Origin of the sequence: Paenibacillus sp. FSL H8-0048 (genome assembly GCF_038002825.1) — a bacterium.
Classification (GTDB): Bacteria; Bacillota; Bacilli; order Paenibacillales; family Paenibacillaceae; genus Paenibacillus_AQ.
Map to the genome: position 1 here is coordinate 478,248 of NZ_JBBODF010000001.1, position 22,805 is coordinate 501,052.

24 protein-coding genes and 2 riboswitches are annotated in these 22,805 nt (G+C 52.9%); of the genes, 23 read left to right on the forward strand and 1 reads right to left on the reverse strand.

The window, feature by feature from the left end:
• The first annotated feature begins 100 nt into the window (after nucleotides 1-100).
• The 14 genes from NSU18_RS02250 to murB all read left to right on the forward strand — a co-directional run bounded on the left by NSU18_RS02250 (nucleotide 101) and on the right by murB (nucleotide 15,400).
• A complete protein-coding gene (locus NSU18_RS02250) occupies nucleotides 101-1,486 on the forward strand; it encodes an APC family permease (RefSeq protein WP_341022256.1) in 1,386 nt (461 codons plus the stop codon).
• Between the two features lie 29 nt (nucleotides 1,487-1,515).
• Nucleotides 1,516-2,808, forward strand: a complete 1,293-nt coding sequence (locus NSU18_RS02255) for a WD40/YVTN/BNR-like repeat-containing protein (protein ID WP_341148081.1) — start codon at nucleotides 1,516-1,518, stop codon at nucleotides 2,806-2,808.
• Nucleotides 2,809-3,135: 327 nt separating this feature from the next.
• Nucleotides 3,136-3,312 carry a hypothetical protein gene (locus NSU18_RS02260; RefSeq protein ID WP_341148082.1) on the forward strand — a complete coding sequence of 59 codons (177 nt, stop codon included), beginning with the start codon at nucleotides 3,136-3,138 and terminating at the stop codon, nucleotides 3,310-3,312.
• Between the two features lie 186 nt (nucleotides 3,313-3,498).
• Nucleotides 3,499-3,897 (forward strand): DUF2500 domain-containing protein, encoded by a 399-nt coding sequence (locus NSU18_RS02265; RefSeq protein WP_036695387.1) that lies wholly within the window; start codon nucleotides 3,499-3,501, stop codon nucleotides 3,895-3,897.
• Between the two features lie 240 nt (nucleotides 3,898-4,137).
• Complete coding sequence (locus NSU18_RS02270) at nucleotides 4,138-4,560, forward strand: cell wall hydrolase (protein ID WP_036695386.1); 423 nt, start codon at nucleotides 4,138-4,140, stop codon at nucleotides 4,558-4,560.
• A 192-nt stretch (nucleotides 4,561-4,752) separates the two neighbouring features.
• Nucleotides 4,753-5,154 carry a spore coat protein GerQ gene (gene gerQ / locus NSU18_RS02275; protein WP_341150969.1) on the forward strand — a complete coding sequence of 134 codons (402 nt, stop codon included), beginning with the start codon at nucleotides 4,753-4,755 and terminating at the stop codon, nucleotides 5,152-5,154.
• Between the two features lie 312 nt (nucleotides 5,155-5,466).
• Complete coding sequence (locus NSU18_RS02280) at nucleotides 5,467-6,783, forward strand: hemolysin family protein (RefSeq protein WP_341022250.1); 1,317 nt, start codon at nucleotides 5,467-5,469, stop codon at nucleotides 6,781-6,783.
• A gap of 180 nt (nucleotides 6,784-6,963) precedes the next feature.
• Entirely contained in the window at nucleotides 6,964-8,883 is a 1,920-nt protein-coding gene (locus NSU18_RS02285) for a sensor histidine kinase (RefSeq protein WP_341022249.1), read from the forward strand.
• A gap of 93 nt (nucleotides 8,884-8,976) precedes the next feature.
• Nucleotides 8,977-9,741, forward strand: coding sequence for a DsbA family protein (locus tag NSU18_RS02290; RefSeq protein ID WP_341022247.1), 765 nt, complete (start codon nucleotides 8,977-8,979; stop codon nucleotides 9,739-9,741).
• A complete protein-coding gene (locus tag NSU18_RS02295; protein ID WP_340993133.1) occupies nucleotides 9,738-10,172 on the forward strand; it encodes a disulfide oxidoreductase in 435 nt (144 codons plus the stop codon). The genes NSU18_RS02290 and NSU18_RS02295 overlap by 4 nt, the downstream gene beginning before the upstream one ends.
• A gap of 226 nt (nucleotides 10,173-10,398) precedes the next feature.
• A riboswitch (cyclic di-AMP (ydaO/yuaA leader) is annotated at nucleotides 10,399-10,559 on the forward strand.
• A gap of 129 nt (nucleotides 10,560-10,688) precedes the next feature.
• The gene (locus tag NSU18_RS02300; RefSeq protein WP_341148083.1) at nucleotides 10,689-12,506 is read left to right on the forward strand and encodes an APC family permease; all 1,818 of its coding nucleotides are present in this window, start codon (nucleotides 10,689-10,691) and stop codon (nucleotides 12,504-12,506) included.
• 187 nt (nucleotides 12,507-12,693) lie between these two features.
• Complete coding sequence (locus NSU18_RS02305) at nucleotides 12,694-13,500, forward strand: ABC transporter ATP-binding protein (RefSeq protein ID WP_341022245.1); 807 nt, start codon at nucleotides 12,694-12,696, stop codon at nucleotides 13,498-13,500.
• Between the two features lie 9 nt (nucleotides 13,501-13,509).
• Nucleotides 13,510-14,319, forward strand: coding sequence for a (2Fe-2S)-binding protein (locus NSU18_RS02310; protein WP_341148084.1), 810 nt, complete (start codon nucleotides 13,510-13,512; stop codon nucleotides 14,317-14,319).
• Nucleotides 14,320-14,485: 166 nt separating this feature from the next.
• Entirely contained in the window at nucleotides 14,486-15,400 is a 915-nt protein-coding gene (murB, locus tag NSU18_RS02315) for a UDP-N-acetylmuramate dehydrogenase (protein ID WP_341022240.1), read from the forward strand.
• A 96-nt stretch (nucleotides 15,401-15,496) separates the two neighbouring features.
• Here the strand turns inward: murB and NSU18_RS02320 are convergent, their stop codons facing one another.
• A complete protein-coding gene (locus tag NSU18_RS02320; RefSeq protein WP_341148085.1) occupies nucleotides 15,497-15,832 on the reverse strand; it encodes a hypothetical protein in 336 nt (111 codons plus the stop codon).
• Between the two features lie 176 nt (nucleotides 15,833-16,008).
• On the opposite strand from NSU18_RS02320, the gene NSU18_RS02325 reads away from it, so the two are divergent.
• The 9 genes from NSU18_RS02325 to NSU18_RS02365 all read left to right on the forward strand — a co-directional run bounded on the left by NSU18_RS02325 (nucleotide 16,009) and on the right by NSU18_RS02365 (nucleotide 22,784).
• Nucleotides 16,009-16,749 (forward strand): ZIP family metal transporter, encoded by a 741-nt coding sequence (locus tag NSU18_RS02325; RefSeq protein WP_341148086.1) that lies wholly within the window; start codon nucleotides 16,009-16,011, stop codon nucleotides 16,747-16,749.
• 72 nt (nucleotides 16,750-16,821) lie between these two features.
• Nucleotides 16,822-16,865, forward strand: a riboswitch (PreQ1 riboswitch).
• Between the two features lie 82 nt (nucleotides 16,866-16,947).
• Nucleotides 16,948-17,448 (forward strand): preQ(1) synthase, encoded by a 501-nt coding sequence (queF, locus tag NSU18_RS02330; RefSeq protein ID WP_341022235.1) that lies wholly within the window; start codon nucleotides 16,948-16,950, stop codon nucleotides 17,446-17,448.
• Between the two features lie 45 nt (nucleotides 17,449-17,493).
• Complete coding sequence (queC, locus tag NSU18_RS02335; RefSeq protein ID WP_076158075.1) at nucleotides 17,494-18,159, forward strand: 7-cyano-7-deazaguanine synthase QueC; 666 nt, start codon at nucleotides 17,494-17,496, stop codon at nucleotides 18,157-18,159.
• Entirely contained in the window at nucleotides 18,159-18,641 is a 483-nt protein-coding gene (locus tag NSU18_RS02340) for a 6-pyruvoyl trahydropterin synthase family protein (RefSeq protein WP_341148087.1), read from the forward strand. The genes queC and NSU18_RS02340 overlap by 1 nt, the downstream gene beginning before the upstream one ends.
• Nucleotides 18,634-19,356, forward strand: coding sequence for a 7-carboxy-7-deazaguanine synthase QueE (gene queE, locus NSU18_RS02345; protein WP_341148088.1), 723 nt, complete (start codon nucleotides 18,634-18,636; stop codon nucleotides 19,354-19,356). The genes NSU18_RS02340 and queE overlap by 8 nt, the downstream gene beginning before the upstream one ends.
• A gap of 96 nt (nucleotides 19,357-19,452) precedes the next feature.
• Nucleotides 19,453-19,614: a hypothetical protein gene (locus tag NSU18_RS02350; protein ID WP_341148089.1), complete on the forward strand. Its 162-nt coding sequence runs from the start codon at nucleotides 19,453-19,455 to the stop codon at nucleotides 19,612-19,614.
• Nucleotides 19,615-19,667: 53 nt separating this feature from the next.
• Complete coding sequence (locus NSU18_RS02355) at nucleotides 19,668-20,480, forward strand: VanW family protein (RefSeq protein ID WP_341022225.1); 813 nt, start codon at nucleotides 19,668-19,670, stop codon at nucleotides 20,478-20,480.
• A gap of 91 nt (nucleotides 20,481-20,571) precedes the next feature.
• Nucleotides 20,572-21,708, forward strand: coding sequence for a zinc-dependent alcohol dehydrogenase (locus tag NSU18_RS02360; RefSeq protein WP_341022223.1), 1,137 nt, complete (start codon nucleotides 20,572-20,574; stop codon nucleotides 21,706-21,708).
• A gap of 161 nt (nucleotides 21,709-21,869) precedes the next feature.
• Entirely contained in the window at nucleotides 21,870-22,784 is a 915-nt protein-coding gene (locus NSU18_RS02365) for a DMT family transporter (protein ID WP_341022221.1), read from the forward strand.
• Nucleotides 22,785-22,805: the final 21 nt, after the last annotated feature.

Sequence of the window (22,805 nt, forward strand, 5' to 3'; positions counted from 1 at the left end):
TTTTCAAGCTGTCCGCTTTTCATCCATTACCCGAAATTGGGTAAGCTAACTAAGGTTTTTCTATTATCCACTCAACCACTTGACAGGAGCGAACTGAAGTATGGATTTATTCCGCAAAAAACCGCTGGCCATTCCCCAGAATGCCGGAGCGGAGAAGCTTAGCAAGACACTGGGCGCCTTGGATTTGACGATGCTTGGGGTAGGCGCTATTATCGGCACCGGGATCTTTGTAATGACGGGTGTGGCTGCTGCAGAGCATGCCGGTCCGGGACTGGTGCTGTCCTTCATCATCGCGGGGATTGCCTGCGTGCTGTCCGCCTTGTGCTATTCCGAATTTGCTTCGACCCTGCCGGTCTCCGGCAGTGCTTATGCCTACAGCTATGTGGCCTTCGGCGAATTGCTGGCCTGGGTGCTCGGCTGGGATCTTGTACTGGAATACGGGGTTGCTGCCGCAGCGGTAAGCAGCGGATGGTCCGGTTATTTCCAGGGGCTGCTGGAGGGCTTCGGGATACATTTGCCGACAGCTTTGTCTGGAGCGTATAATGCGGATAAGGGAACGTTCATCAATCTGCCTGCCGTCATTATAATCCTGCTGATTTCCTATCTGCTGACACGGGGGGTTAAGGAGACCGCCCGCTTCAACGCAGTGATGGTCGCAATCAAGATCTCCGTAGTGCTGCTGTTCATTATCACCGGTATTTTCTATGTGAAGCCGGAGAACTGGACACCTTTCCTGCCGTTTGGGATTCATGGCGTAATGAACGGCGCGGCTACTGTATTTTTTGCCTATATCGGCTTTGATGCCATTTCAACTGCCGCAGAAGAAGTGAAGCGCCCGCAGCGTGATCTTCCGATCGGAATTATTTCTTCCCTGGCCATCTGCACAGTCTTATATATCGCCGTATCCCTGGTTCTGACCGGTATTGTGCCTTATCAGAGCCTGAATGTCAGCGATCCGGTATCCTTTGCGCTGCGGTTTGTGGGCCAGAATATGATCGCCGGACTGATCTCCATCGGGGCGATTGCCGGAATGACAACGGTTCTGCTGGTTATGCTGTTCGGCCAGACCCGGCTATTGTTCGCGATCTCGCGTGACGGGCTGCTGCCGAAGAGCTTGTCCAAGGTTAGCGCCAAGACGCATACTCCGGTGCGCAGCACCTGGATGGTGGGCAGCCTGATCGCTGTACTTACCGGCTTCGTTCCCCTGGACAGGCTGGCGAATCTGACGAGTATCGGTACCTTGTTTGCCTTCCTGGTTGTGTCACTCGGGGTCATTATGCTCCGCCGGACGAAGACAGATCTCCGTAGAGGTTTCCGGGTTCCTTGGGTTCCGCTGGTTCCACTCCTTAGTGCGGCAGGCTGCGGCTACTTAATGTACAATCTCGGCAAAGAGACCTGGATCGGCTTCATCATCTGGGTAGCGTTCGGACTGGTGATCTACTCGTTGTACGGCTACAAACGCAGTAATTTGAATACGAAGAAATAATTATTATATGAAGAAAAGGAGAGAGCGCATTGTCAGCCAAAGCTTCATATTCCAAGATTCTAAGTGTGGCGTTGATGCTTCTTATGACTCTGCTGGTTCTCTCGGCCTGCTCGTCCGCCCCTAAGCCGGAGGCTACCCGGCCTCCTCAGCCGACTGAAGCGCCGGAAGAAGGGCAGATGATTACGGTCATCACCCCGGATAACAAGAATGTCGAACCTGAGAACGCAAAGAAATACCAGATTCAGACGCGGCTGACCGACTTCCGGCTGCTCAACTCCTCGGCGGGACTGGCCTGGGGGGTAACGCGCAACGAGCTGCGAATGTACATGACGCTCAATAACGGCAAGACGTGGGCGAATATCTCACCAGCTACGAATGTGCAATTTCTAAGCAATCCGGTCTATGGCAAAGAGATCTTCTTCACCGACCCCGAGCACGGCTGGATTATCCGCAGTTCATTCGGCTCCACCGAGACCGTAGTGCTGCGCACCACAGACGGGGGACACAGCTGGCAGATCTCAGCGTTCCCTGATTCCAACAAGCTGTCCTCCATCTATTTCAGCTCCAGCCGCAGCGGCTGGCTGATGACCAAGTGGGACGCTAGTGCCACCAAAGAGAGTAAAGCCTTATATGCTACCAAGGATGGCGGAGCCACCTGGAATCTGGTGATGCAGAATGAGCAGTATAATCCGAATCTGCCGACTAGTTCGATTCCGCATGCCGGGGTCACGACCGGGATGATCTTTAATGACGAGAGCCGCGGGTTTGTTATGCTGCAGACTGGCGCTCTGCCGAAGATCTATATGACCAGGGATGGAGGGGCGACCTGGGTACCCGGTTCGGAATTCCTGGTCAATGATAGCTTTGCCGGATGTGACCGGGTGGTTACGGGTGTCCCTGAGTTTTTCGGGAAGAATGCAGCCGGGGGCTGGATGCCGGTTGGCTGTCAGAAGGACAAAGAAGGCAGCATGAGCTTTAACGGTTATTTTACCGCCAATGGGGGAGAGAATTGGAAGTTCACCACATTCGGGCGGCCGGCGCTCTCCGGCATGAACCGGAATGTGGCACCCGACTTCCTGAATGCCATGACAGGATGGTCGCTGGAAGGCAACCTGCTCTATAAGACGGTGGACCAGGGAGTGACCTGGACGGCCCTTCCGGCCAGCACAGTGCTGCAGTCCAAGCTCTTGGAATATCCGGAGGTAGTGAAGCTGCAATTCATTTCAAGCGATGTTGGCTGGCTGCTGATCTCGAAGGAGGAGGAACGCAGGTCGATCCTGCTTCAGACCACCAACGGCGGCGAGAGCTGGCGTGTAATGTAATACCCTGCAAGAGGTTATCCGTTCTGACGGATAGCCTCTTTTTTAAAAAATATAAGAATTTATATGTTGCACACGATAACTTATCCTTCTATTTTCCGCTGAAACGGTACCGTCCTTAAAAGGACGGCAAAGCCGTTTCCACTTGCATTAAATCTGCCTAAAGGCCTCTACAATATAAGGAAAAATCTTATTTAAAATTTTCTTTAAAAATGTGAAAAAAATCACATGACAAATTCTGAATCCTGTGATATATTTAACACATAGAGAACAAGTTACTTTTTTCACAAACTTTCAAACAAACTTCCAACCCGAAGAGGAGAGATTACAATGACAACTTTTGAAACGAATTATATGACTAGAAACCTGATGCAACTGTGCTATAACTGCGATGATGCTCACCTGTGCCAGACTGAAGAACAATGCAAAGCCTGCTGGGTAGACAACGGCATGATGCCGGAAGAAGCGAACGAAACCAGACAACTGTTAGACCTCGTACATGCTTAATGTAACCGCCGTTCGGGTATTATAGAAGACCATTTAAGTTCCAGACAGTACCGGAACCTGAATGGTCTTTTTGCCGTTTCTACTTGCGTTTCTAACGGTGCTGTCTTGCAGACAAGAGGCATATACATGTAGAGAAGCCTATATGGGCAGGTGGGCTAACTACTTGGGAATAAGGGGGAAGAGACAATGGGAACGGGAAGTGATCCATCCTGGCTGTTCGATTTTACAGGAACGGTATTGCCGGTCTTTCTCGCTCTGGTCGTGGGGATCATCGCTGTGTCTGCGGGCCGGGGATTGCTTCAGTGGAGCCGGAACAATAAAGCCCCCCTGCAGTCCATTCCCGCCCGTATCGTGAGCAAGCGGACCGAAGTGCGCCAGCAGCAGTCCCAGGAGGATAGTCTCTCCAGCCGGACCAGCACCACCTACTATTTGACTTATGAAGCTGAGGATGGGGTGCGCAGGGAATTCAAGGTAGAGGGACAGGAATACGGGATGAGCGCTGAGGGAGACCAAGGCATACTGACGTATCAGGGGACCCGGTATCATGGCTTTCAGCGGCGTCCTCATTACTCCACGGCAGAGTAGCTAAGTTGGCAATGCATTATAGATGGCGATTGTAACCCCTTGGTTCCCGCTCTGGAGCAAGGGGTTTTTTGGCGTGTTGCCGGCATGGGCACGAATGGGGAGGGTGCAGGAAATTGGTTGCAGACTGTCACCTCCTGGGCGAATACACATACAATACAGCGAGCAGCAAAAGAACAACGGAGAAACCAATAGTCTGCACAGCTTCACCCGTCAATGAAAAGAATGTAAGGAGGAGAACGCGTGGCTGTCATCAAAACAAACTCGGAGGACGTAAGAGTGCTTGCACGGCTGATGCGGGCCGAGGCTGAAGAGGATGGGGAGTCAGGCATGCTGATGGTCGGCAATGTCGGCGTGAACCGGATTCTTGGCAACTGTCTGGATTTCAACAATATCCGCAGTGTGAACGACATGGTGTACCAGAGCCCCGGCGGCTTCGAAGCCCCGCAGAAGGGATATTTCTACCAGCGGGCGCGGGAAGCTGATATCCGGCTGGCGAAACGTGCGATTAACGGGGAGCGGACCTGGCCGGCCTCAAATGCGCTCTGGTTCTTCCGCCCTGTCGGCGATTGCCCGGCAACCTGGTACAATCAGCAGAATACCGGACGCTACAAGGCCCACTGCTTCTTCACTCCGACACAGGGGGATTGTCCGGCAGTATATTAGGCAAAACAATGCAATTATTACACTTTAGGAGGTAATCCGTACATGATCGTTCAACCGTACCGCCCAGTTCCTTATATGATGGGCAGCAATCCAGCAGGCAGCATGAACAATATGAACAATATGGAGAACATGAACAATATGAACAATGTGAACAATATGAACAACATGAATAACATGGGGAAAATCGGCAATATGGGTAAAATGGGCACTATGGGAAATATGGGGAACATGGGCACCATGACCGCCATGCCGCCTCAGGTAAGCAGCGGAAGTCCCATGATGCCCGGCGGCACAGTGGTTTCCACGGCCGCGCCCGTATTTGAACAGTCCTATGTGGAGAATATCTTCCGCCTGAATCTGGGCAAAGTGGGCACCTTCTATTTCACATATGAGAATAACAAAGACTGGAATGCCAAGGTCTATACCGGGGTGCTTGAAGCTGCGGGCCGTGACCACCTGATTATCAGCGACCGGGCTACCGGACAGCGGGTGGTGCTGCTGATGGTTAACTTTGATTACGCCACTTTCGAAGAGCCGCTTGTCTATCAATATCCGGGCGTTATCGGGAATCCGCTGGGAGTGCGCAACTGCTAAACCGGTTTTCCGGCCATTTATCCATAGATTCGTCCAAAAACGGCTGTCCGCCTTGGTTTGAGGCGGTCAGCCGTTACTTATGCTCCCGTACGTACATATGCTGTATTTTTCGAGGGGACACGCATGCTTGCTGTTTCACCTAATATATTTATATAATGAAAGTATTATTTATAATCCGTGATTTTGTATAGGAGATGAGGGCATTGGGGAATTGATACGCAAGGGTCTTAGCGTAATCGAGTCTGATATTTTGAGCAAACGAAGGAGGTGGGCCTATCCAGCCGTACAGATTACGGTGGATAGGAGTATAAATTGAGCGACCCTTTACCCGGTATATTACATGTAGGACTTATTATTTTGCTTGTGCTGCTTAACGGTTTTTTCGTTTCGGTGGAGTACGCGATGGTGAAGGTGCGCAGCGGGCGCATTGAATCGCTGATTGAGGAAGGCAGCAAGAGAGCACTGGCCGCAAGTAAGATCGTCCATAATCTGGATGGATTTCTGTCGGCCTGCCAGCTAGGGGTAACCCTTGCTTCACTTGCACTGGGCTGGCTGGGAGAACCGGCCGTGGCCACGATTGTGGGGCCGCTGGTCAGAGGTCTGGGCTTTGATGAAACGACTGTATTTGTCATCTCCCTGATTATTGCCTTCATGTTCATCACAGTTCTCCATATCGTACTCGGCGAGCTTGCACCGAAGACCATTGCTGTGAACAAGGCTGAGGCGGTGCTTCTGTTAACTGCGGGACCGATGAACGTTTTCTACCGGATCATGTTTCCATTTATCTGGGTGGTTAACGGGCTGGCCCGGGGACTGCTGCGGATCTTCCGTCTGACGCCGGCTTCCGAGCTGGCTACTGCACATACGGAGGAAGAAATCCGCATTCTGATGCAGGAGAGTAACAAAAGCGGCTTGATCGACAACACAGAAATGACACTGGTGGATAATATTTTCGAATTTGCCGACACGATGGCCCGGGAGATTATGATTCCGCGTACCGAGATGATCTGTCTGAACACGCATCTGGAGACGGAGGAGAATCTGGAGATTGCCTTCGATGGCATGAGAACCCGTTATCCGGTCTGTGACGGTGACAAGGACCATATTCTTGGCTTCATTCATATTAAGGATATGATCCGGGAGAAGGCGCCGAGCTATAGTGAACTGATCCGTCCGATATTGACGGTACCGGAATCGATTCAGATCAGCAGCCTCCTGAAGGTCATGCAGCGTGCCAAGACCCAGATCGCCATTCTTATTGATGAGTACGGCGGTACCTCGGGGATGGTTACACTGGAGGATATTATGGAAGAGATTGTTGGTGAGATTCAGGATGAGTTCGACGAGGAGCGGCCCGGCATTGAACAGCTGGGAGAGGATGAGTACTCCGTTGACGGACTGATGCTGATTGAAGAGATTAACGACAAGCTTGGAATTCATATGGAGACTGATGACTATGATACAATCGGCGGCTGGCTGTACTCCAAGCTGGAGGTCAATCCGCCGCAAAAGGGCCAGTCCATTGAGTTCGACAATCATTTATTCGTGGTCGAAGAAACCGAGAATAAGCGGATTTCCCGGATTAAGCTGCTGAAGCTGCAGTTATTGACGGAAGAAGCCGGAGCATAAGTTGCTGCATACAATATTAAGCATGGCGCTACAATAGCGCTATGCTTTTTTGTTATTATAAGATTTTTTGTCATAATAAGGATGAATTGTACTGGCGTTACTGCGATTCGGCCGGATTTAAGGCGGGTAAGGAAGTGTAAATACATGTAATCTATCCGATTCAAGAAAGGGGCGGGAGCGTTGGAGCATCCTTTTAACACATACAATGATCTGCTTGTCCTCTTGTCGGTTGCGATAGCCTTTCTCTCCTGCTTCACGGCGCTGGACCTGACGGAACGTCTGCTTCGCGGCCATCGGAGCTCCCGGTTCATCCTGCTCATCTCTCTGGTGCTTGGCACAGGCCTGTGGAGCATGCATTTCATCGGGATGCGCGCAATGGAAATGGGCGTTCCTGTATCGTATAATCTGCCTCTCCTGGCGTTCTCTCTAGTGATCCCCGTCGCAGCTTCTTATATGCTGTTAGTTATGCTGAATAACCCGCACACCCGCAGCAGGGTCTATCTGGCTCTGGGCGGACTCTTGTTCAGCAGCGGCATCCTGATTATGCATTTCAGCGGCATTCTGTCGATGAGACTTACGGCAACTTATGAGCAAGGCGCCTTCTCTATTACACTGGCGGTATTGTTCGCCCTGATTGTCCCGGTGGTCACCGCATCTTATGATCCGAAATGGCTGGAGCAGGCCTATAATATGTTCAGCTTCAAAAAGCTGCTGCTTGTCCTGACCCTGACCGGCGCGTTCACAGGCATTCATTACGCTGCCATGGCGGGCGCTACATTCCCCATAGGAGAACAATCCAGTGCTGCCGGACAAGTGCTTTATTTACAGGACTCCATACTGGCAATGATTCTCTGCGGCTCTTTCCTGTTCATTGTGTCGATTGTCCTTGCTCTGCTGTACAGGGACCGGCAGCGGATACTCCAGTCTGCAGCCTTCAATGAGCAGCGGTATACTGCCTTGTTCGAGCATAACCCTGATATGGTGATCTGTATTGATCCTGCACGCAAGAAGATTATCAGTGCTAATCCTGCTCTTCGGGCCATTACCGGATATAGCAGAGAAGAACTGGGGAATTATAAGGCGATCCTGTACAGCGAACGGGATGAAGCGGCCGTACGGGATGCTGTAACACGCGCTTCACGGGGGCAGTCCTCCAAGCTGGAGCTGAAGGTCCGGAGCAAAGGCGGGGAGCAGCTGATCTGCAGTGTCACCGTCTTTCCTTTGCTGCATCATACGGAGCAGTGGGTCTATATTGTGGCCGAGGATGTGACTGCTCTGATGAAGTATCAGTATGAGCTGCTGGAGGCCAGGGATGCCGCGGAGAGTGCTGTGACGATGAAAAGCGAGTTCCTCGCCACCATGAGCCATGAGATCCGCACACCACTGAACGGCATTATCGGCGTCAACCAGCTGCTGGCCGAGGAGATCAGCAATCCAGAGCATCTGGAGCTTCTGCGGCTTCAGAGTACAAGCAGCCACGCTCTGCTGCATGTGATGAGCGATATTCTCGATATCTCCCGCCTGGAGGCGGACGGCCTCTCGCTGAACAAAGATACTTTCGGGCTGAGGGCTTTGCTCCAAGGCTGTATGGATCTGTTCACGGTGAGCACACAAGACAAGCCGTTATCCCTGAAGCTTGAGATCGAAGAGGGGCTTCCCGACAAGTTCACCGGGGATGCGGCGCGTGTCCGCCAGATTCTGATCAATCTGATCGGTAATGCGGTGAAATTCACGCCATCCGGTACGGTAATGGTGAAGGTGGAATCCTATGGCGTCAGAGAGACCGCTCAGGCTCTGCAATTCATGGTGCGCGACACAGGCATTGGTATCTCTCCGGATAAGCTGCAGCTGCTCTTCCAGTCCTTCTCCCAGGTGGACGGGTCGCATACCCGCAAATACCCCGGTACAGGTCTGGGCCTTGCGATCTGCAAGAAGCTGGTAGACCTGATGCAAGGGGAGATCTGGGCAGAACCGGCAGAGGGTGGCGGCACACAATTCTTCTTCAGGATTAAGCTGCAGTCGCAGGAGCATTCCCCGGAGGTATTCTTCGGCAAGGATACCGGGGAAGGGAAATCGGCAGACGAGAACGAAGCCGTATAAGACAGCGATTGCCAACAAGAGAGTTAACATTATATAATTTGAAAGTAACTATTCTTTTATCACGACAGTCCTGAGGACGGAAAGGAACTCTCTTTGAGCAAAACAAAAAAGAACACTGTCATGGCTCCCCAGATGAGCAAGCAGGAGAAGCGCAGGGCAGAGCAGGAACAGCAGAAGCAGAAAACGAGAATTCTGATCGTGAGTACGGTAGCTATTGTCGTTATTATTTTTGTAGGCTTATTCATGCTGGCTTCGAAGGACTCTTCGCCTGCCGGTACAGACAGTAAGCCAGTTGCCTTCAATTACAGCGAAATGATGCGGCTTGGCAAGGAGGATGCTCCGGTCAAAATTGTGGAATTCGGCGATTTCAAATGCCCGGCTTGCGCCCAGTTCACCGGTGTGATCAAACCGCAGATCGTTCAAGGTTATGTGGACCAAAATAAAGCGGCCTTCTATTTCGTGAATCTGGCCTTTATCGGCAAGGATTCCAGAACAGCCTCCCTGGCTGCGCTGTCGGTGTATCATCAGAACCAGGAAGCGTTCTGGAAGTACTTTGATGCGATCTATGCGAATCAGGGAAATGAAGAAGAGGAGTGGGCTACATCTGACTTCCTGGTGAGTCTTGCCAAGCAGCTGGACCTGCCGGTGGATTATGATCTGCTACGTAAGGATATTGATGACCGTACCTATGAGAAGGAGCTGGACCGGGATATTCAGGTGGGCACCGATACGGGCGTAACGAATACGCCATCCTTGTATGTGAACGGCATCAAGGTGAAGGAGCCCTTCAATATGGAGGCGATTGATGCCCAGATTCAGGCAGCAACAGCAGCAGCGGGAGCAGGAGCCGCCCAATGACCGCCTTCTCTGCCTTCTGCCGGCGTAATTGTCTGTACTTGGCCTGGTTCGTCTGTGTGGTGGCTGTAGCGGGTAGCCTGTATCTCAGTGAGGTCCTGCATTACGAGCCGTGCAGGCTGTGCTGGTTCCAGCGGATCTTCATGTACCCGCAGCTGTTCCTGCTGGGGATCGCCACCTACCGGGCGGACAAGCGGATCATTCCTTATGTGCTTCCTCTTAGTCTGATCGGGGGCTGCATCTCTATTTATCACTATGCAGAGCAGAAAATTCCCGCCCTTAGCAAGGTGCTTCCCTGCACCATCGGCGTACCGTGCAACAAGGACTATCTGAATTGGTTCGGATTTGTAACGGTCCCTCTGCTTGCACTTATAGCCTTTGCCTTAATCTCCATTCTGCTCTGGACAGGACGCAAGGAGGAGCCTGCGGAGTAAGAAGCTGAGGGGCAGAAGGAAGAGAAGAGAATGCCCTTAATTTTAGCAAAAAATAATATACAAAAACCCTGTAAAATCACGTGTTAAAGGGATAATGAAAGAGAATGAAAGACCAAGACATACCGGATGATGAATTTGGTTGTTTTGAGTGCTTTTCATTCTTTTTTCATTTGTTTCCACGCTTTACGGAAGACGCGTTGTAGCTTAATATTAGTCCTTGTGAGAAGTTGAATATGCGCTGAATTTTCCGGATGGAAAAACGGGGGAACCACACTTTGGCCAAGGCCAAAAGGGGTGAATCGGAACGGGCCGCAAGGGCCTGTAACCGTAGGGCTACCACAGTCCGAATCCGCCAGCTAACCTCGTAAGCTACAAGTGGGATAATGACCATGCACTCTAAGGCATGCGGATCATTTCCGTATGCTTATTTTGGTGCCTGCATTTATGAAATCCACTTATGAAAACAGCGCAGGGAAAGCCCGTTTCAACTTAACCAAGAGAGGAACTGTTACTACAATGGTAAGCAAGGTAAAACGACTATTGATCGGGCGTCCGATGAAGTCGAACGAACTCGATCATGAAAAGTTATCCAAGGTGAAAGCACTGGCTGTCCTGTCTTCTGATGCGCTCTCGTCTGTAGCCTACGGAACAGAACAAATTCTAATCGTACTGGTGGCCGCCGGGTTCACCGCCATCTGGTACTCCTTGCCAATCGCATTAGCCGTATTGGGCCTGCTGGCTATTCTGATTTTGTCCTACCGGCAGACGATCTTCGCTTATCCCCAGGGCGGGGGCGCGTACATTGTCGCCAAAAGCAATCTTGGGGTGCATACCGGCTTACTGGCCGGCGGCTCGCTGCTGGTGGATTACATTCTGACGGTGGCCGTAAGCGCCTCGGCGGGGACGGATGCGATCACTTCAGCTTTTCCAAGTCTGCATAATCATAGTGTCCTCATAGCGGTATCTGTTATCGTACTCTTAACGATTGTTAATCTGCGCGGGGTGACCGAATCGGCTTCGTTCATCGCTATCCCGGTCTATCTGTTCGTCGTCTCCATCTTCGTGCTGATTATCGCAGGGATCTTCAAATATCTAACTGGCGGCGCTCATGCGCAAATTCCTGAGATTGGCTCGGCGGTGTCGAACGTGAGTATGTTCCTGCTGCTGAAGGCATTCAGCTCCGGCTGTTCGGCTCTGACCGGGGTTGAGGCTGTCTCCAATGCTATTCCTAACTTCAAAGCGCCGGCGGAGAAAAATGCAGCCAAAACGCTGATGCTCATGGGCCTCATTCTCGGGGTGATGTTCACAGGCATTACGCTGCTCGCTTACTGGTACGGCATTATGCCCGATGAGAAGGCCACCGTGGTCTCACAGATTACCGAGTCTACCTTCGGCCGCGGCGGACTGTACTTCTTCATTCAGGGGATTACGGCGGTTATCCTGTTCCTGGCAGCCAACACGGCGTACTCAGCCTTCCCGCTGCTGGCGTTCATGTTCGCCAAAGACAAATATCTGCCCCATGCCTTCATGGTGCGCGGCGACCGGCTGGGCTTCTCCAACGGTATTATTTTCCTCGGCGTGATGTCGGCAGTGCTGGTAGCGGCATTTCACGGGAATACGGAAGGACTCATTCCATTATATGCAGTAGGGGTATTCATTCCGTTCACGCTGTCGCAGCTTGGCATGATGGTCCAGTGGTACCGGACGAAGCCGCAAGGCTGGCAGAGCAAGTTCGCTGTGAATACGGTCGGGATGCTAACTACATTAACGATCACCATGATCTTCATCATCACCAAATTCTCCAGCGTGTGGATGGCCTTCATCTTCCTGCCGGTCGTCATTATTGTGTTCCACCGGATTCACCGCCATTATATGAATATTGCCGATCAGCTGCGGATCTGTCCGGCTACAGATAAGCCTTGTATCAAAGGAAGCACCGTAGTCGTTCCTGTCGCCGGTGTGACCCGCGCTGTACTGCATTCGATCAGCTATGCGAAGTCATTGACTGATAATGTCGTCGCTGTATATGTAGGCTTCGATGAAGAAGAGATTCACAAGATGGAGCAGAAGTGGGAGGAGTGGAACCCTGGGGTACGTCTGATCGTCCTGCGCTCCCGCTACCGCAGCATTATCCGCCCGCTGGTGAAGTTCATCGATACAGTAGAGTGGAAGACCTCTTCAACGGATCATATTACCGTCCTGATTCCGCAATTCGTGACCAAGCATTGGTGGCAGGCGGTGCTGCATAATCAGACCAGCTTGTTCATCCGCTCTTATCTAATGAATCAGAAGGACATTGTCATCGCCACGGTTCCTTTCCATTTGCATAAATAATATAGAAGATTACAGGAAGACGGCTGCTTCTGCTTCATGCGGAGGCGGCCGTTTTTACGTTTTAGTTGACAGAGATAATGAGAATCAATATCATCAATCTATAAGCAGTAATTGAGCTTGTCTGTTGTATAGCCGAAATTATCATAGAGGAGCCTTGCTCCAGTACATTTATATGAGGAGTGTTATCATGTCGGAACGTTTAAATACAGAGCAATTGAGCATCGGATATGCGGAGACTATGATTGTGAAGGGGTTGAATCTGTCGCTTCCGACAGGGAAGATTACGGCGCTTGTCGGGGCAAACGGCTCGGGGAAATCCACGATTCTGAAGACGATGGCCCGGCTCATGAAGCCGAAGAGCGGGAGTGTAATGCTGGACGGGAAGTCCATTCACAATCTGTCCACCAAAGAAGTGGCCCGCCAGCTGGCGATTCTGCCGCAGAATCCTACCGCCCCTGACGGCTTAACGGTATCTGAGCTGGTAGGCTATGGACGGTATCCGCATCAGAAGGGCTTCGGCAGCCTCACGCCTGAAGACCGCAGCATTATTGCCGATGCGATTGCGCTGACCGGCATGAATGAATTCCGTGACCGGCCGATTGACCGTCTCTCCGGCGGACAACGGCAGCGGGCCTGGATCGCCATGGCGCTGGCACAGCAGACAGATATTCTATTCCTCGATGAGCCGACGACCTTCCTGGATATGGCCCATCAGCTGGAGGTGCTTCAGCTGCTGCAGAAGCTCAATGAGCAGGAAGGCCGGACGATCATTATGGTTGTCCATGATTTGAACCATGCCTCCCGATATGCGCAGCATATGGTTGCGATCAAATCCGGCAATGTAATCAGCGAGGGCGCTCCGAACGAGGTAATGACACCGGCGGTGCTGCGTGAGGTATTCGGCATTGAGGCGGATATTGTGCCTGATCCGCGTACAGGTGTGCCGCTGTGTCTGCCTTATGAGCTGGCTGCATACAAAGCAGTCGGGCTGTAGGACGGCAGCATGAATGAATTCCTGAGGCAAGAATACAGCTCCAAGTTTGATCTCCATTCTGAGGTGCCGGAGGGAGCGGTGTATTCCTTCTCAGCTGCTGAACTGGCAGAAGAGGCGGGAATGAGGACCTTCATGGAGGCTTACCGGCCGCTGATGAAGGCGCTTGACGATAAAGCGGCCGGCGCGTATTTCGGCGGTTATCTGAGCATGATTGCGCTCGCTGTCCAGTATTCAGTGACCGGCTTCTTGTACGTACCGGATTTCAGTCTACGGAATCTTCAGCTGCATCTGGTTCCGGCCGACGGCTACTGCCGTGTTGCCTTCTCGCTTCGTGAATGGGGGATGGTACAAGCTCCGGTAGATGAGCCGGGCCGAAAGGCTTGGCGTAGTGAGGTGCTCGCCAGCTTCTACCAGAGCACAGCCGGGCCGCTGATCCGTAAGGCTTCACAGGTGAGCGGTCTTTCGCTTGGGGAGATCTGGGGACAGCTGCCGACCAAATTCAATTATTATGCGGAAGCCTTTGCCGCTGAGCTTACAGATCCGCTCCTGCTACACCGGCTGGAGGAGGATTACACCTATCTGAAGGATGAGCTGCCCGCTGCCGTATTCGGGATGCCGCGGAATCCGTTCCAGGTGAAGGTGCGGAGAATCGAATCGCTCACGGACCCGGAGCAGACGGTTCAAATGCGTAACCGCTGCTGCATGTATTACCGGACTGAGGGCGGGAGGCTGTGTTATACCTGTCCCCGGATGAAAGAGGAGGAGCGGTCCGCGCGGCGGGAGGAATTCCGTTCCGGGTACGCTGCAGCAGGCAAATAGGGTATAATTGGAAAATTCGAAACATAATAATGCTGTATGCAGCTTCTTAACAGGCTCCTGTCATTGACAAGGGAGCCTGTTCGTTGATAAAGTTGTGGTTGCTGAAGCGTGATTGCCCGGCGATGAGCCCCACCATTATCTTGTTCATAGAGTAGGAGCATGAAGAATGAATATTGACAACATATATGAGGATTTGCAGCCGCTGGTTACCGCAGGCTCACTGAAACGACGGGAGAGCCTTAAGAATCTGGTCTATACCCGCATGGGCGGCGAAGCAGATATCCTGGCTGCCCCAGTTACATATGAAGAGATCCAGAGCATCTACGCCTATGCCCATGATCATCAGATCCCGCTTACGATTCTCGGCAATGGCTCCAATGTGATTATCCGGGACGGAGGCATCCGCGGCATCGTGCTCCAGACCTCGGATTTGTCCGGTATGGGCATCCGCGAGGGGCTGCTCTACGCGCAGTGCGGGGCGAAGATTATCGATGTCTCACGCTATGCGCTGGAGCAGAAGCTGACCGGTCTGGAATTCGCCTGCGGCATCCCCGGCACGGTAGGCGGGGCGCTGTATATGAATGCGGGAGCCTACGGCGGGGAAGTGAAGGATGTGCTGCACAGTGCGCTCGTGATCGATCAGAACGGCCAGCTGCTCACCCTGCACGGCGATCAGCTGGAATGGGGATACCGCAGCAGCATCTTCGCCAGCGGACAGTACATTGTACTGGAGGCCAGATTCAAGCTTCTTCCAGGCGATCCTGCTGCAATTAAGGCGTCCATGGATGAGTTAACCTATCTGCGGGAATCGAAGCAGCCGCTTGAATATCCGTCCTGCGGCAGTGTATTCAAGCGGCCGCCGGGCCGGTTCGCGGGGCAGCTGATTCAGGAGAGCGGACTCCAGGGTACGCGCATCGGCGGCGCTGAGGTGTCGCGCAAGCATGCGGGCTTCATTATCAACGCCGACAATGCAAGCGCCAGTGATTATATCGGATTGATCCAGCATGTACGCTCAGCCGTGAAGCACAAGTTCGATGTGGAGCTGGAGACGGAAGTGGAGATTATCGGGGAAGAATTATAGGCGATAGTTATGGAAAAAGAGGGTGCAGTCCTGAGCCGGAATGTTGGCTTAGAGCTGCACCCTCTTTAGATTCTTACGGCCGGAGCCGCCGTATAATCAGCTTACGGCCAGCGAATATTTCGCCCGGCTCGTCTGCAGATCCACCTTGGCTTCGGATACTTCATGAAGCTGCAGTCCGCTCACTGCCAGCTCATAGCCCGGCTGCGGTAGGGGCACCAGCTCTCCATCTGCATTCAGGGTACTGCCTGTCCCGCGCAGAATGACCGCACTGTCCAGATAATCATCAATGACATCGTCAGCGTTCCGGTAGTCAACGGTCTCCAGCTTGAAATGAACGGTATCCAGATCCTCCAGCTCCCTTTTCTTAATGACAAGCGTTGTATCCTTACGGGCTTCCAGCCAATCGATAAGCTTCTGTACGTTTGCTTCCATAGTATGATCCCATCCTTCAGTTAATAGAGATTGTTAATTCTAAGTTACCCCTTTGAGTGTAATTGAATCCGTGCAATTTAGTTGTACTATGCAGGGTGTTTGCCTTCCTTCATTCGTGTGTAAACTATTCTTATGCATTGTAAGGATGCCAATATCTTATATAGAAGGTGAATTGAATGGGAAACGCATTATTATGGGGCGCAGTCTCCGGCTCGGCAGTCTTGATTGGCGCGCTCGTGGCCGTATTCCTGCGGATTCGAAGCAAGCTGATCGGCTTCATTATGGCATTCGGGACCGGGGTGCTGATCGGCGCGGCGGCGTATGAATTGATAGAGGATTCTGCCAGTGACGGCGGGCTGCCCCCGACGATCATCGGGTTCACCGCCGGAGCATTGGTGTTCACGGTGTTCGACTGGCTGATCTCACGCAAGGGCGGAGCCGGACGCAAGCGCTCAGCCAGAGCCTCTTCCGGGAAGAGCGACGCCAAGGGCGGAGGGCTGGCAATTTTCGCAGGAACGGTACTGGATGCGATTCCTGAATCGATCATGATCGGCGCAAGTCTCATTGCGGGTCAGGGCGTTAGCGTACTGCTGGTCATTGCCATCTTCATCAGCAATATTCCCGAAGGCTTGTCCAGCACGGCTGGACTGAAGAAGGACGGCTATGGCAAAGGCAAGATTATGCTGCTGTGGCTCGGCGTACTCGCTATCTCCACACTGGCCTCAGGGGCGGGGTATGCGTTCATGGATCACGCAAGCAGTTATACTGAAGCGGTGATTGCCTCTTTTGCCGGAGGAGGAATTATTGCTATGGTGTCCTCCAGCATGATGCCTGAAGCCTACGAAGAAGGGGGGCCGCTCACGGGGTTCATCGCTGCGATGGGACTGCTCTGCTCGCTGATTCTGGATCAGCTGTGAGGGTTGTCAAGCCCGCTGCAATCATGGTATAGTTCAAGACGCACCAAGATAAAGAAGGAATCTGCGCCGCGCGCAGGAGAGGTTCGCGAACTCCCTCTATAAAAAACTAAGCTATCTTAGTAGAGCCAGGTTTTCGAAATCTCGTTCTTCTTTCCAGTTCAGGCCATGAGCCTAGGGAAAAGAGAGGGGTTTTTTGTCATGTCAGAAGGTAGAACGCAAGAGGAAATGCAGGAGGTTACCCTGCTGGGCAACCAAGGCACACAGTACAAGTTCGGCTATGATCCGGGGATTCTGGAGGCGTTCGATAACAAGCATCCCGGACGTGATTATTTTGTCAAATTCAACTGTCCCGAGTTCACCAGCCTGTGTCCCGTAACCGGTCAGCCGGATTTCGGAGTGATGTATATCTCGTACATTCCTGATATCCGAATGGTGGAATCGAAGTCACTGAAGCTCTATTTGTTCAGCTTCCGCAATCATGGCGATTTCCATGAGGACTGTGTCAACATTATTATGAATGATCTGATCTCGCTGATGGAGCCGCGTTATATCGAAGTGTGGGGCAAATTCACACCGCGCGGCGGCATTTCCATCGATCCTTACTGCAACTGGGGGCGTCCGGGAACCAAATATGAGGCGATGGCCGAACACCGGCTGATGAATCATGATCTGTATCCCGAGAAAGTGGACAACCGTTAATCCGCAGGAACCAGCTTCGCAGAGTCATCAGGAGGAGAGATCACTATGGTAAATAGAAAAGCATTAGTCGTCTTCAGCGGCGGCCAAGACAGCACGACCTGCCTGGCGTGGGCATTGCAGGAATTCCAGGAGGTTCAGGTGGTCACGTTCAATTATAATCAGCGCCATGCGGCCGAGATTGAAGTCGCGAAGGCAATTGCCGCGAGGTTCGGCGTGAAGCAGCATATTCTGGACCTGGGGCTGCTGAACCAGCTTGCCCCGAACGCCTTGACCCGGGATGATATTGACATTACCGCAGGTGAGGGAGAGGAGCTGCCCAGTACGTTCGTGGATGGACGTAATCTGCTGTTCCTGTCCTTCGCGGCCATTCTGGCCAAGCAGCTCGGCTACTCCAACATTATCACCGGGGTCTGCCAGACGGACTTCAGCGGATACCCGGACTGCCGCGATGTGTTCGTGAAGTCGCTGAATGTCACGCTTAATCTGTCGATGGATGTGGAGTTCGTCATTCATACCCCGCTGATGTGGCTGGACAAAAAGCAAACCTGGAAGCTGGCAGACGAGCTGGGCCAGTTCGATTATGTCCGGGAGCAGACCTTGACCTGCTATAACGGAATCATTGGCAGCGGCTGCGGCACCTGTCCGGCTTGTCTCCTGCGTCAGCGCGGTCTGGAGCAATATGAGGCAGAGCGTCAGGAGGCGGGACTATAATGCGGGGCGAAGTAGCCGTCTGCAAAATTTTCACCTTCGATGCTGCACATCAGCTTATCGGACACAAAGGGAAATGCAGCAATCTGCATGGGCATACCTACAAGCTGGAGGTAGTGCTGAAGGGTGTGCCGTCTGTTGAGGAAGGGCAGTCGGATGAAGGTTTCGTCATCGATTTCAGCGATATTAAGGCGGCTGTAAAGGAGGCGGTGATTGAACGGCTGGATCATGCTTTTCTGGCGATGGGCAATGAGCCTGTGCTGGAGACACTAATCGCAACAGGCTCCAAGGTCGCTCTGCTCTCCTTCCGCACCACAGCAGAGAATCTGTCTTCCTACATTGCCTATGAGTTGAAGCAAGCGGCGCTGCCGGTGTACTCAGTCAAGCTATGGGAGACTCCTACCTCCTGGGCTGAAGTGCTGGCAGCAGATATTCCCGAGGAGGGACCGGCTTACCGTCTGTATGGTGGCTGTGATTATGAGTAGAATTCCCGTGATTGAAATGTTCGGTCCGACGATTCAGGGGGAAGGGGCAGTTATCGGCGTCAAAACGATGTTCGTCCGCACCTACGGCTGCGACTACCGCTGCGGCTGGTGCGATTCCGCCTTCACCTGGGACGGTTCGGCCAAGGATAAAGTGACGATGCTTACACCACAGGAGATTCTCTCCGGGCTGCAGGAGCTGGCCGGGGAGAATTTCGGCTGTGTCACCATCTCCGGCGGGAACCCGGCGCTGATCGGAGAGGCCATGGGAGAATTCATCTCCCTGCTCCACGAACGCGGCATTCAGGCGGCGATTGAGACGCAGGGCAGCCGCTGGCAGGATTGGTTCCATGAGGTGGATGTGCTGACGATCAGCCCGAAGCCGCCCAGCTCCGGGATGCACACGGACTGGGATAAGCTGGATGAGATTATGCGTAGAGTCGCTGATAACGGCAAGTCAGCACATAGCCTGAAGGTGGTTGTATTTAACCAGGAGGATTATGAATATGCCCGTAAGGTACATTTCAGGTACCCTGAGGTCCCGCTGTTCCTGCAGCCGGGCAACGATAACGTCACCGAGGAAGGCGACATTTCAGGCCGTCTGCTGGGGCGGCTGGAATGGCTGTTCGGGCAGGTCATTGCCGATACGCAGATGAACCGTGCACGCGTGCTGCCGCAGCTGCACGCCCTGATCTGGCATAATAAGCGGGGAAAGTAAGATTTTCTCATAAAAATTAGCTATACTTAAGACTGGGCTTCCTGGGAAGGGAGGCCCGGTCTTTTACTATTTGCAGGAAACTGGGGAGGAATTATAATGGAGAATAGTTATTATGCAGGCTGGGGTACACTGGCTCTGATTAATGCCGGACTCGCGCAAGGAAAGAACCGGAGCGGAATGAACTGGTTTCTGTTGTCGTTGCTGCTGGGACCGCTTGCCACATTTATTCTGGTAATCTCTGAGAAGCTTCCAGAGTAGAGGGTAATATCATTATAGAATCGGCACAATAGCTACACGTGGGAGGTATAGCAATGACGATGCAGGCTATGAAGCCCATCCGGCGTTCCAAACTGCGGTTGTTTGCAGGCAAGCGGTATTTTACCTGGAAAAGGTACTGGAAATGGATCACGGCCAGCGGACGTCTGGCTTCTGAACAGCGCAGTGAAGCTCTGCCTTATGAGGCGGCCAGCCATGCTACGCCGCTGCTGCGCAAATTGCGGGCTGTGGATATGCAGCTTCAGCACAACAAAATCGTGAACCTGAGGCTCGCGGTGGCGAAGCTGGACGGGCTTGTCATTCAACCGGGCGAGAGCTTCTCCTATTGGCGCAGAATTGGCAAGCCGACACGAAGAAAAGGTTACCTCGACGGAATGGTGCTCCATTATGGCGGATTCCGGTCCGGAACAGGGGGCGGGCTATGCCAATTGTCCAATCTGATCTACTGGATGACGCTGCATACGCCGCTGACGGTTACCGAACGGCACCGGCACAGCTATGATGTCTTTCCGGATGAGCAGCGGACCCAGCCCTTCGGCAGCGGGGCTACCTGTGCCTATAATTATCTGGATCTCCAGCTGCGCAATGATACAGAGCATGCCTATCAGCTTAAGCTGCACCTGGATGAGACTAATCTGCACGGAGAATGGCGCTGTGCAGGACAGCAGCTCTACCATTATGAAGTGTATGAAGATAGGCACCGCATCAGTCTGGAGCCGTGGGGCGGGTATATCCGGCGCAACGCGATCCGGCGCAGAGTGCTGACGCATAGCGGAGAGCTGGCCGGTGACGAAGCGGTGGCCGAGAACCACGCGCTGATGATGTATTCTCCGCTGCTGCACGGATAAATCCGCAGGATTTGGGGTTATACCATAGTGAGGCTGTTCCGATCAGCTTGCCATGACCATAACCTTACATCCGAAGGAGTGACCCACACTTATGAAGGCAGTAACCTATCAAGGCAAGAAGAAGGTAGAGGTCAAGGAGGTCGCCAATGCGCGGCTGGAGAAGAAGGATGATATCCTCGTCCGTATCACCTCAACTGCTATTTGCGGCTCGGATCTGCATATCTATAACGGAGAAATCCCGGGAATGCATGATGATTACATTATCGGACATGAGCCGATGGGGTTTGTGGAAGAGACGGGTCCTGAGGTGACACGGGTCAAGAAGGGCGACCGGGTCATTGTCCCGTTCAATGTAGCCTGCGGGCAATGCTTCTTCTGTCAGCATGAGATGGAGAGCCAATGTGATCATGCCAATGATGCCAAGGATACCGGCGGCTACCTGGGCTACTCGGATTCTTACGGCGGATTTGCCGGAGGGCAGGCGGAACTGCTGCGTGTGCCTTACGGCAACTTCGGGCCGTTTGTCGTCCCGCAGGATGCGGAGATGGAAGACGAGAAGCTGCTGTTCCTCTCGGATATTGTCCCGACCGCCTGGTGGGGCGTCGAGAATGCCGGAGTGAAGCCCGGTGATACCGTCATTGTACTTGGCTGTGGCCCGGTAGGCCTGCTGACACAGAAGTTCGCCTGGATGAAAGGCGCATCCCGTGTCATTGCGGTGGACTATGTCGATTACCGGCTCCAGCATGCGAGGCTGACGAATCATGTGGAGACGGTGAATTTTGAGCAGACCAAGGATGTAGAGCTGAATCTCAAGGAGATTACACGGGGCGGAGCGGATGTGGTGATCGACTGCGTGGGACTGGATGCCAAGAAGACGGTTGTTGAGAAGGTGGAGACAGCCTTGATGCTGCAGGGCGGTTCGCTGGGGGCTTTCCGTATCGCCTCCGAGGTGGTCCGCAAGTTTGGCACCATTCAGTTAATCGGTGTCTATGGCCTGAATTACAATATGTTCCCGCTGGGTCATCTGTTCGAACGCAATATCACGCTGAAGATGGGACAGGCTCCCGTGATTCACTACATGCCTGAGCTCTACAAGATGATTAAGGAGAACAAGTTCGATCCCACAGATATTATCACCCACCGGCTGCCGATCAGCCGCGCAGAGCATGGCTACAAGGTGTTTCAGGATAAGGAAGAGGACTGTATCAAGGTAGTGCTTAAGCCGTAACAGGGGGCAGCATCTGTCAGCTAGGCTTCTATAAGGCATGGGACCCGTCAGAGCGGATTCTGTGCCTTTATTTGTGCGTGAAATGAAAAAATGCTGCTTTTTTCGCCGAATTGCGTTAAATTAACATAATGAGTCTTACATCCTATGAAGGGGCGTCTGTCATGCGTACCAATAAACCGCCCGTTCCCGTACCTCTCTTGATGGTAATCGGAATTGTGGCCATTTCTTTTTCTTCTATCTTCATTAAATGGTCCTCCGCGCCCGTATCGGTCCAAGGGATGTACCGGCTGCTGTTCACCTCGCTGCTGATGCTGCCGTTCGCCCGTCCCTATAGCGGCGCACTCTTTAAGCTGCGGCGGAAGGACTGGCTGCTGCTGGGAGTGTCCGGTGTCATGCTTGCCCTGCATTTTCTGCTGTGGATGGGATCGCTGAATTATACCTCGGTGGCCAGCTCAACAATGATTATGGCGCTGGAGCCGTTATTCATTATGCTCGGTGCGTACATACTGTATAAAGAGCGTAATTCGGTTTTTGCTATCCTGGGAATGGCGATTGCCATCTTTGGCGTTACTTTTATCGGCTGGGGAGACATTGGCTTGTCTGCTGAGAATCTGAAGGGCGACATGCTGTCGGTTGGCGGAACCGTAGCGGTAGCCGCACATATGCTGCTTGGACAAAAGCTGGTGGCGCGTATGCCGTCCTATCTGTACAGCCTGATTGTATTTATCGCTGCGGCCATCGTATTTGCCGTCTACAATCTCGTGACCGGCACACCGTTCTTCGATTATCCGGCCCGGGAATGGGGGATCTTCGTCCTGCTGGCGGTGGTGCCGACCGTCTTCGGCCATATCCTGTTCAACTGGCTGCTTCAATATACTTCGGCGACTACGGTCTCGATGAATATCCTGGGAGAGCCTGTCGGCGCGAGCATTCTGGCATTCCTGCTGCTGGGTGAGCAGCTTAGCGGTCTACAGTGGGCGGGCGGCGTACTGGTCATGGCCGGGCTGGGCGTCTATCTGTATGCCGGACGCAGGAAAGCGCTGAAGCTCCGGCAATCTCTGCCGAACGCTTCCTAGCTATACGCGGGCAGACCCGAG

What these genes read in the sequence shown, in the direction of transcription:
- queC (WP_076158075.1), top strand. Translation starts at nt 17,494, where the DNA reads ATGGTAAATAGAAAAGCATTAGTCGTCTTCAGCGGCGGCCAAGACAGC.
- gerQ (WP_341150969.1), top strand. Translation starts at nt 4,753, where the DNA reads ATGGGTAAAATGGGCACTATGGGAAATATGGGGAACATGGGCACCATG.
- NSU18_RS02355 (WP_341022225.1), top strand. Translation starts at nt 19,668, where the DNA reads ATGACGATGCAGGCTATGAAGCCCATCCGGCGTTCCAAACTGCGGTTG.
- NSU18_RS02350 (WP_341148089.1), top strand. Translation starts at nt 19,453, where the DNA reads ATGGAGAATAGTTATTATGCAGGCTGGGGTACACTGGCTCTGATTAAT.
- NSU18_RS02265 (WP_036695387.1), top strand. Translation starts at nt 3,499, where the DNA reads ATGGGAACGGGAAGTGATCCATCCTGGCTGTTCGATTTTACAGGAACG.
- NSU18_RS02295 (WP_340993133.1), top strand. Translation starts at nt 9,738, where the DNA reads ATGACCGCCTTCTCTGCCTTCTGCCGGCGTAATTGTCTGTACTTGGCC.
- NSU18_RS02300 (WP_341148083.1), top strand. Translation starts at nt 10,689, where the DNA reads ATGGTAAGCAAGGTAAAACGACTATTGATCGGGCGTCCGATGAAGTCG.
- queE (WP_341148088.1), top strand. Translation starts at nt 18,634, where the DNA reads ATGAGTAGAATTCCCGTGATTGAAATGTTCGGTCCGACGATTCAGGGG.
- queF (WP_341022235.1), top strand. Translation starts at nt 16,948, where the DNA reads ATGTCAGAAGGTAGAACGCAAGAGGAAATGCAGGAGGTTACCCTGCTG.
- NSU18_RS02305 (WP_341022245.1), top strand. Translation starts at nt 12,694, where the DNA reads ATGTCGGAACGTTTAAATACAGAGCAATTGAGCATCGGATATGCGGAG.
- NSU18_RS02250 (WP_341022256.1), top strand. Translation starts at nt 101, where the DNA reads ATGGATTTATTCCGCAAAAAACCGCTGGCCATTCCCCAGAATGCCGGA.
- NSU18_RS02310 (WP_341148084.1), top strand. Translation starts at nt 13,510, where the DNA reads ATGAATGAATTCCTGAGGCAAGAATACAGCTCCAAGTTTGATCTCCAT.
- NSU18_RS02325 (WP_341148086.1), top strand. Translation starts at nt 16,009, where the DNA reads ATGGGAAACGCATTATTATGGGGCGCAGTCTCCGGCTCGGCAGTCTTG.
- NSU18_RS02360 (WP_341022223.1), top strand. Translation starts at nt 20,572, where the DNA reads ATGAAGGCAGTAACCTATCAAGGCAAGAAGAAGGTAGAGGTCAAGGAG.
- NSU18_RS02365 (WP_341022221.1), top strand. Translation starts at nt 21,870, where the DNA reads ATGCGTACCAATAAACCGCCCGTTCCCGTACCTCTCTTGATGGTAATC.
- NSU18_RS02340 (WP_341148087.1), top strand. Translation starts at nt 18,159, where the DNA reads ATGCGGGGCGAAGTAGCCGTCTGCAAAATTTTCACCTTCGATGCTGCA.
- murB (WP_341022240.1), top strand. Translation starts at nt 14,486, where the DNA reads ATGAATATTGACAACATATATGAGGATTTGCAGCCGCTGGTTACCGCA.
- NSU18_RS02260 (WP_341148082.1), top strand. Translation starts at nt 3,136, where the DNA reads ATGACAACTTTTGAAACGAATTATATGACTAGAAACCTGATGCAACTG.
- NSU18_RS02320 (WP_341148085.1), bottom strand. Translation starts at nt 15,832, where the DNA reads ATGGAAGCAAACGTACAGAAGCTTATCGATTGGCTGGAAGCCCGTAAG.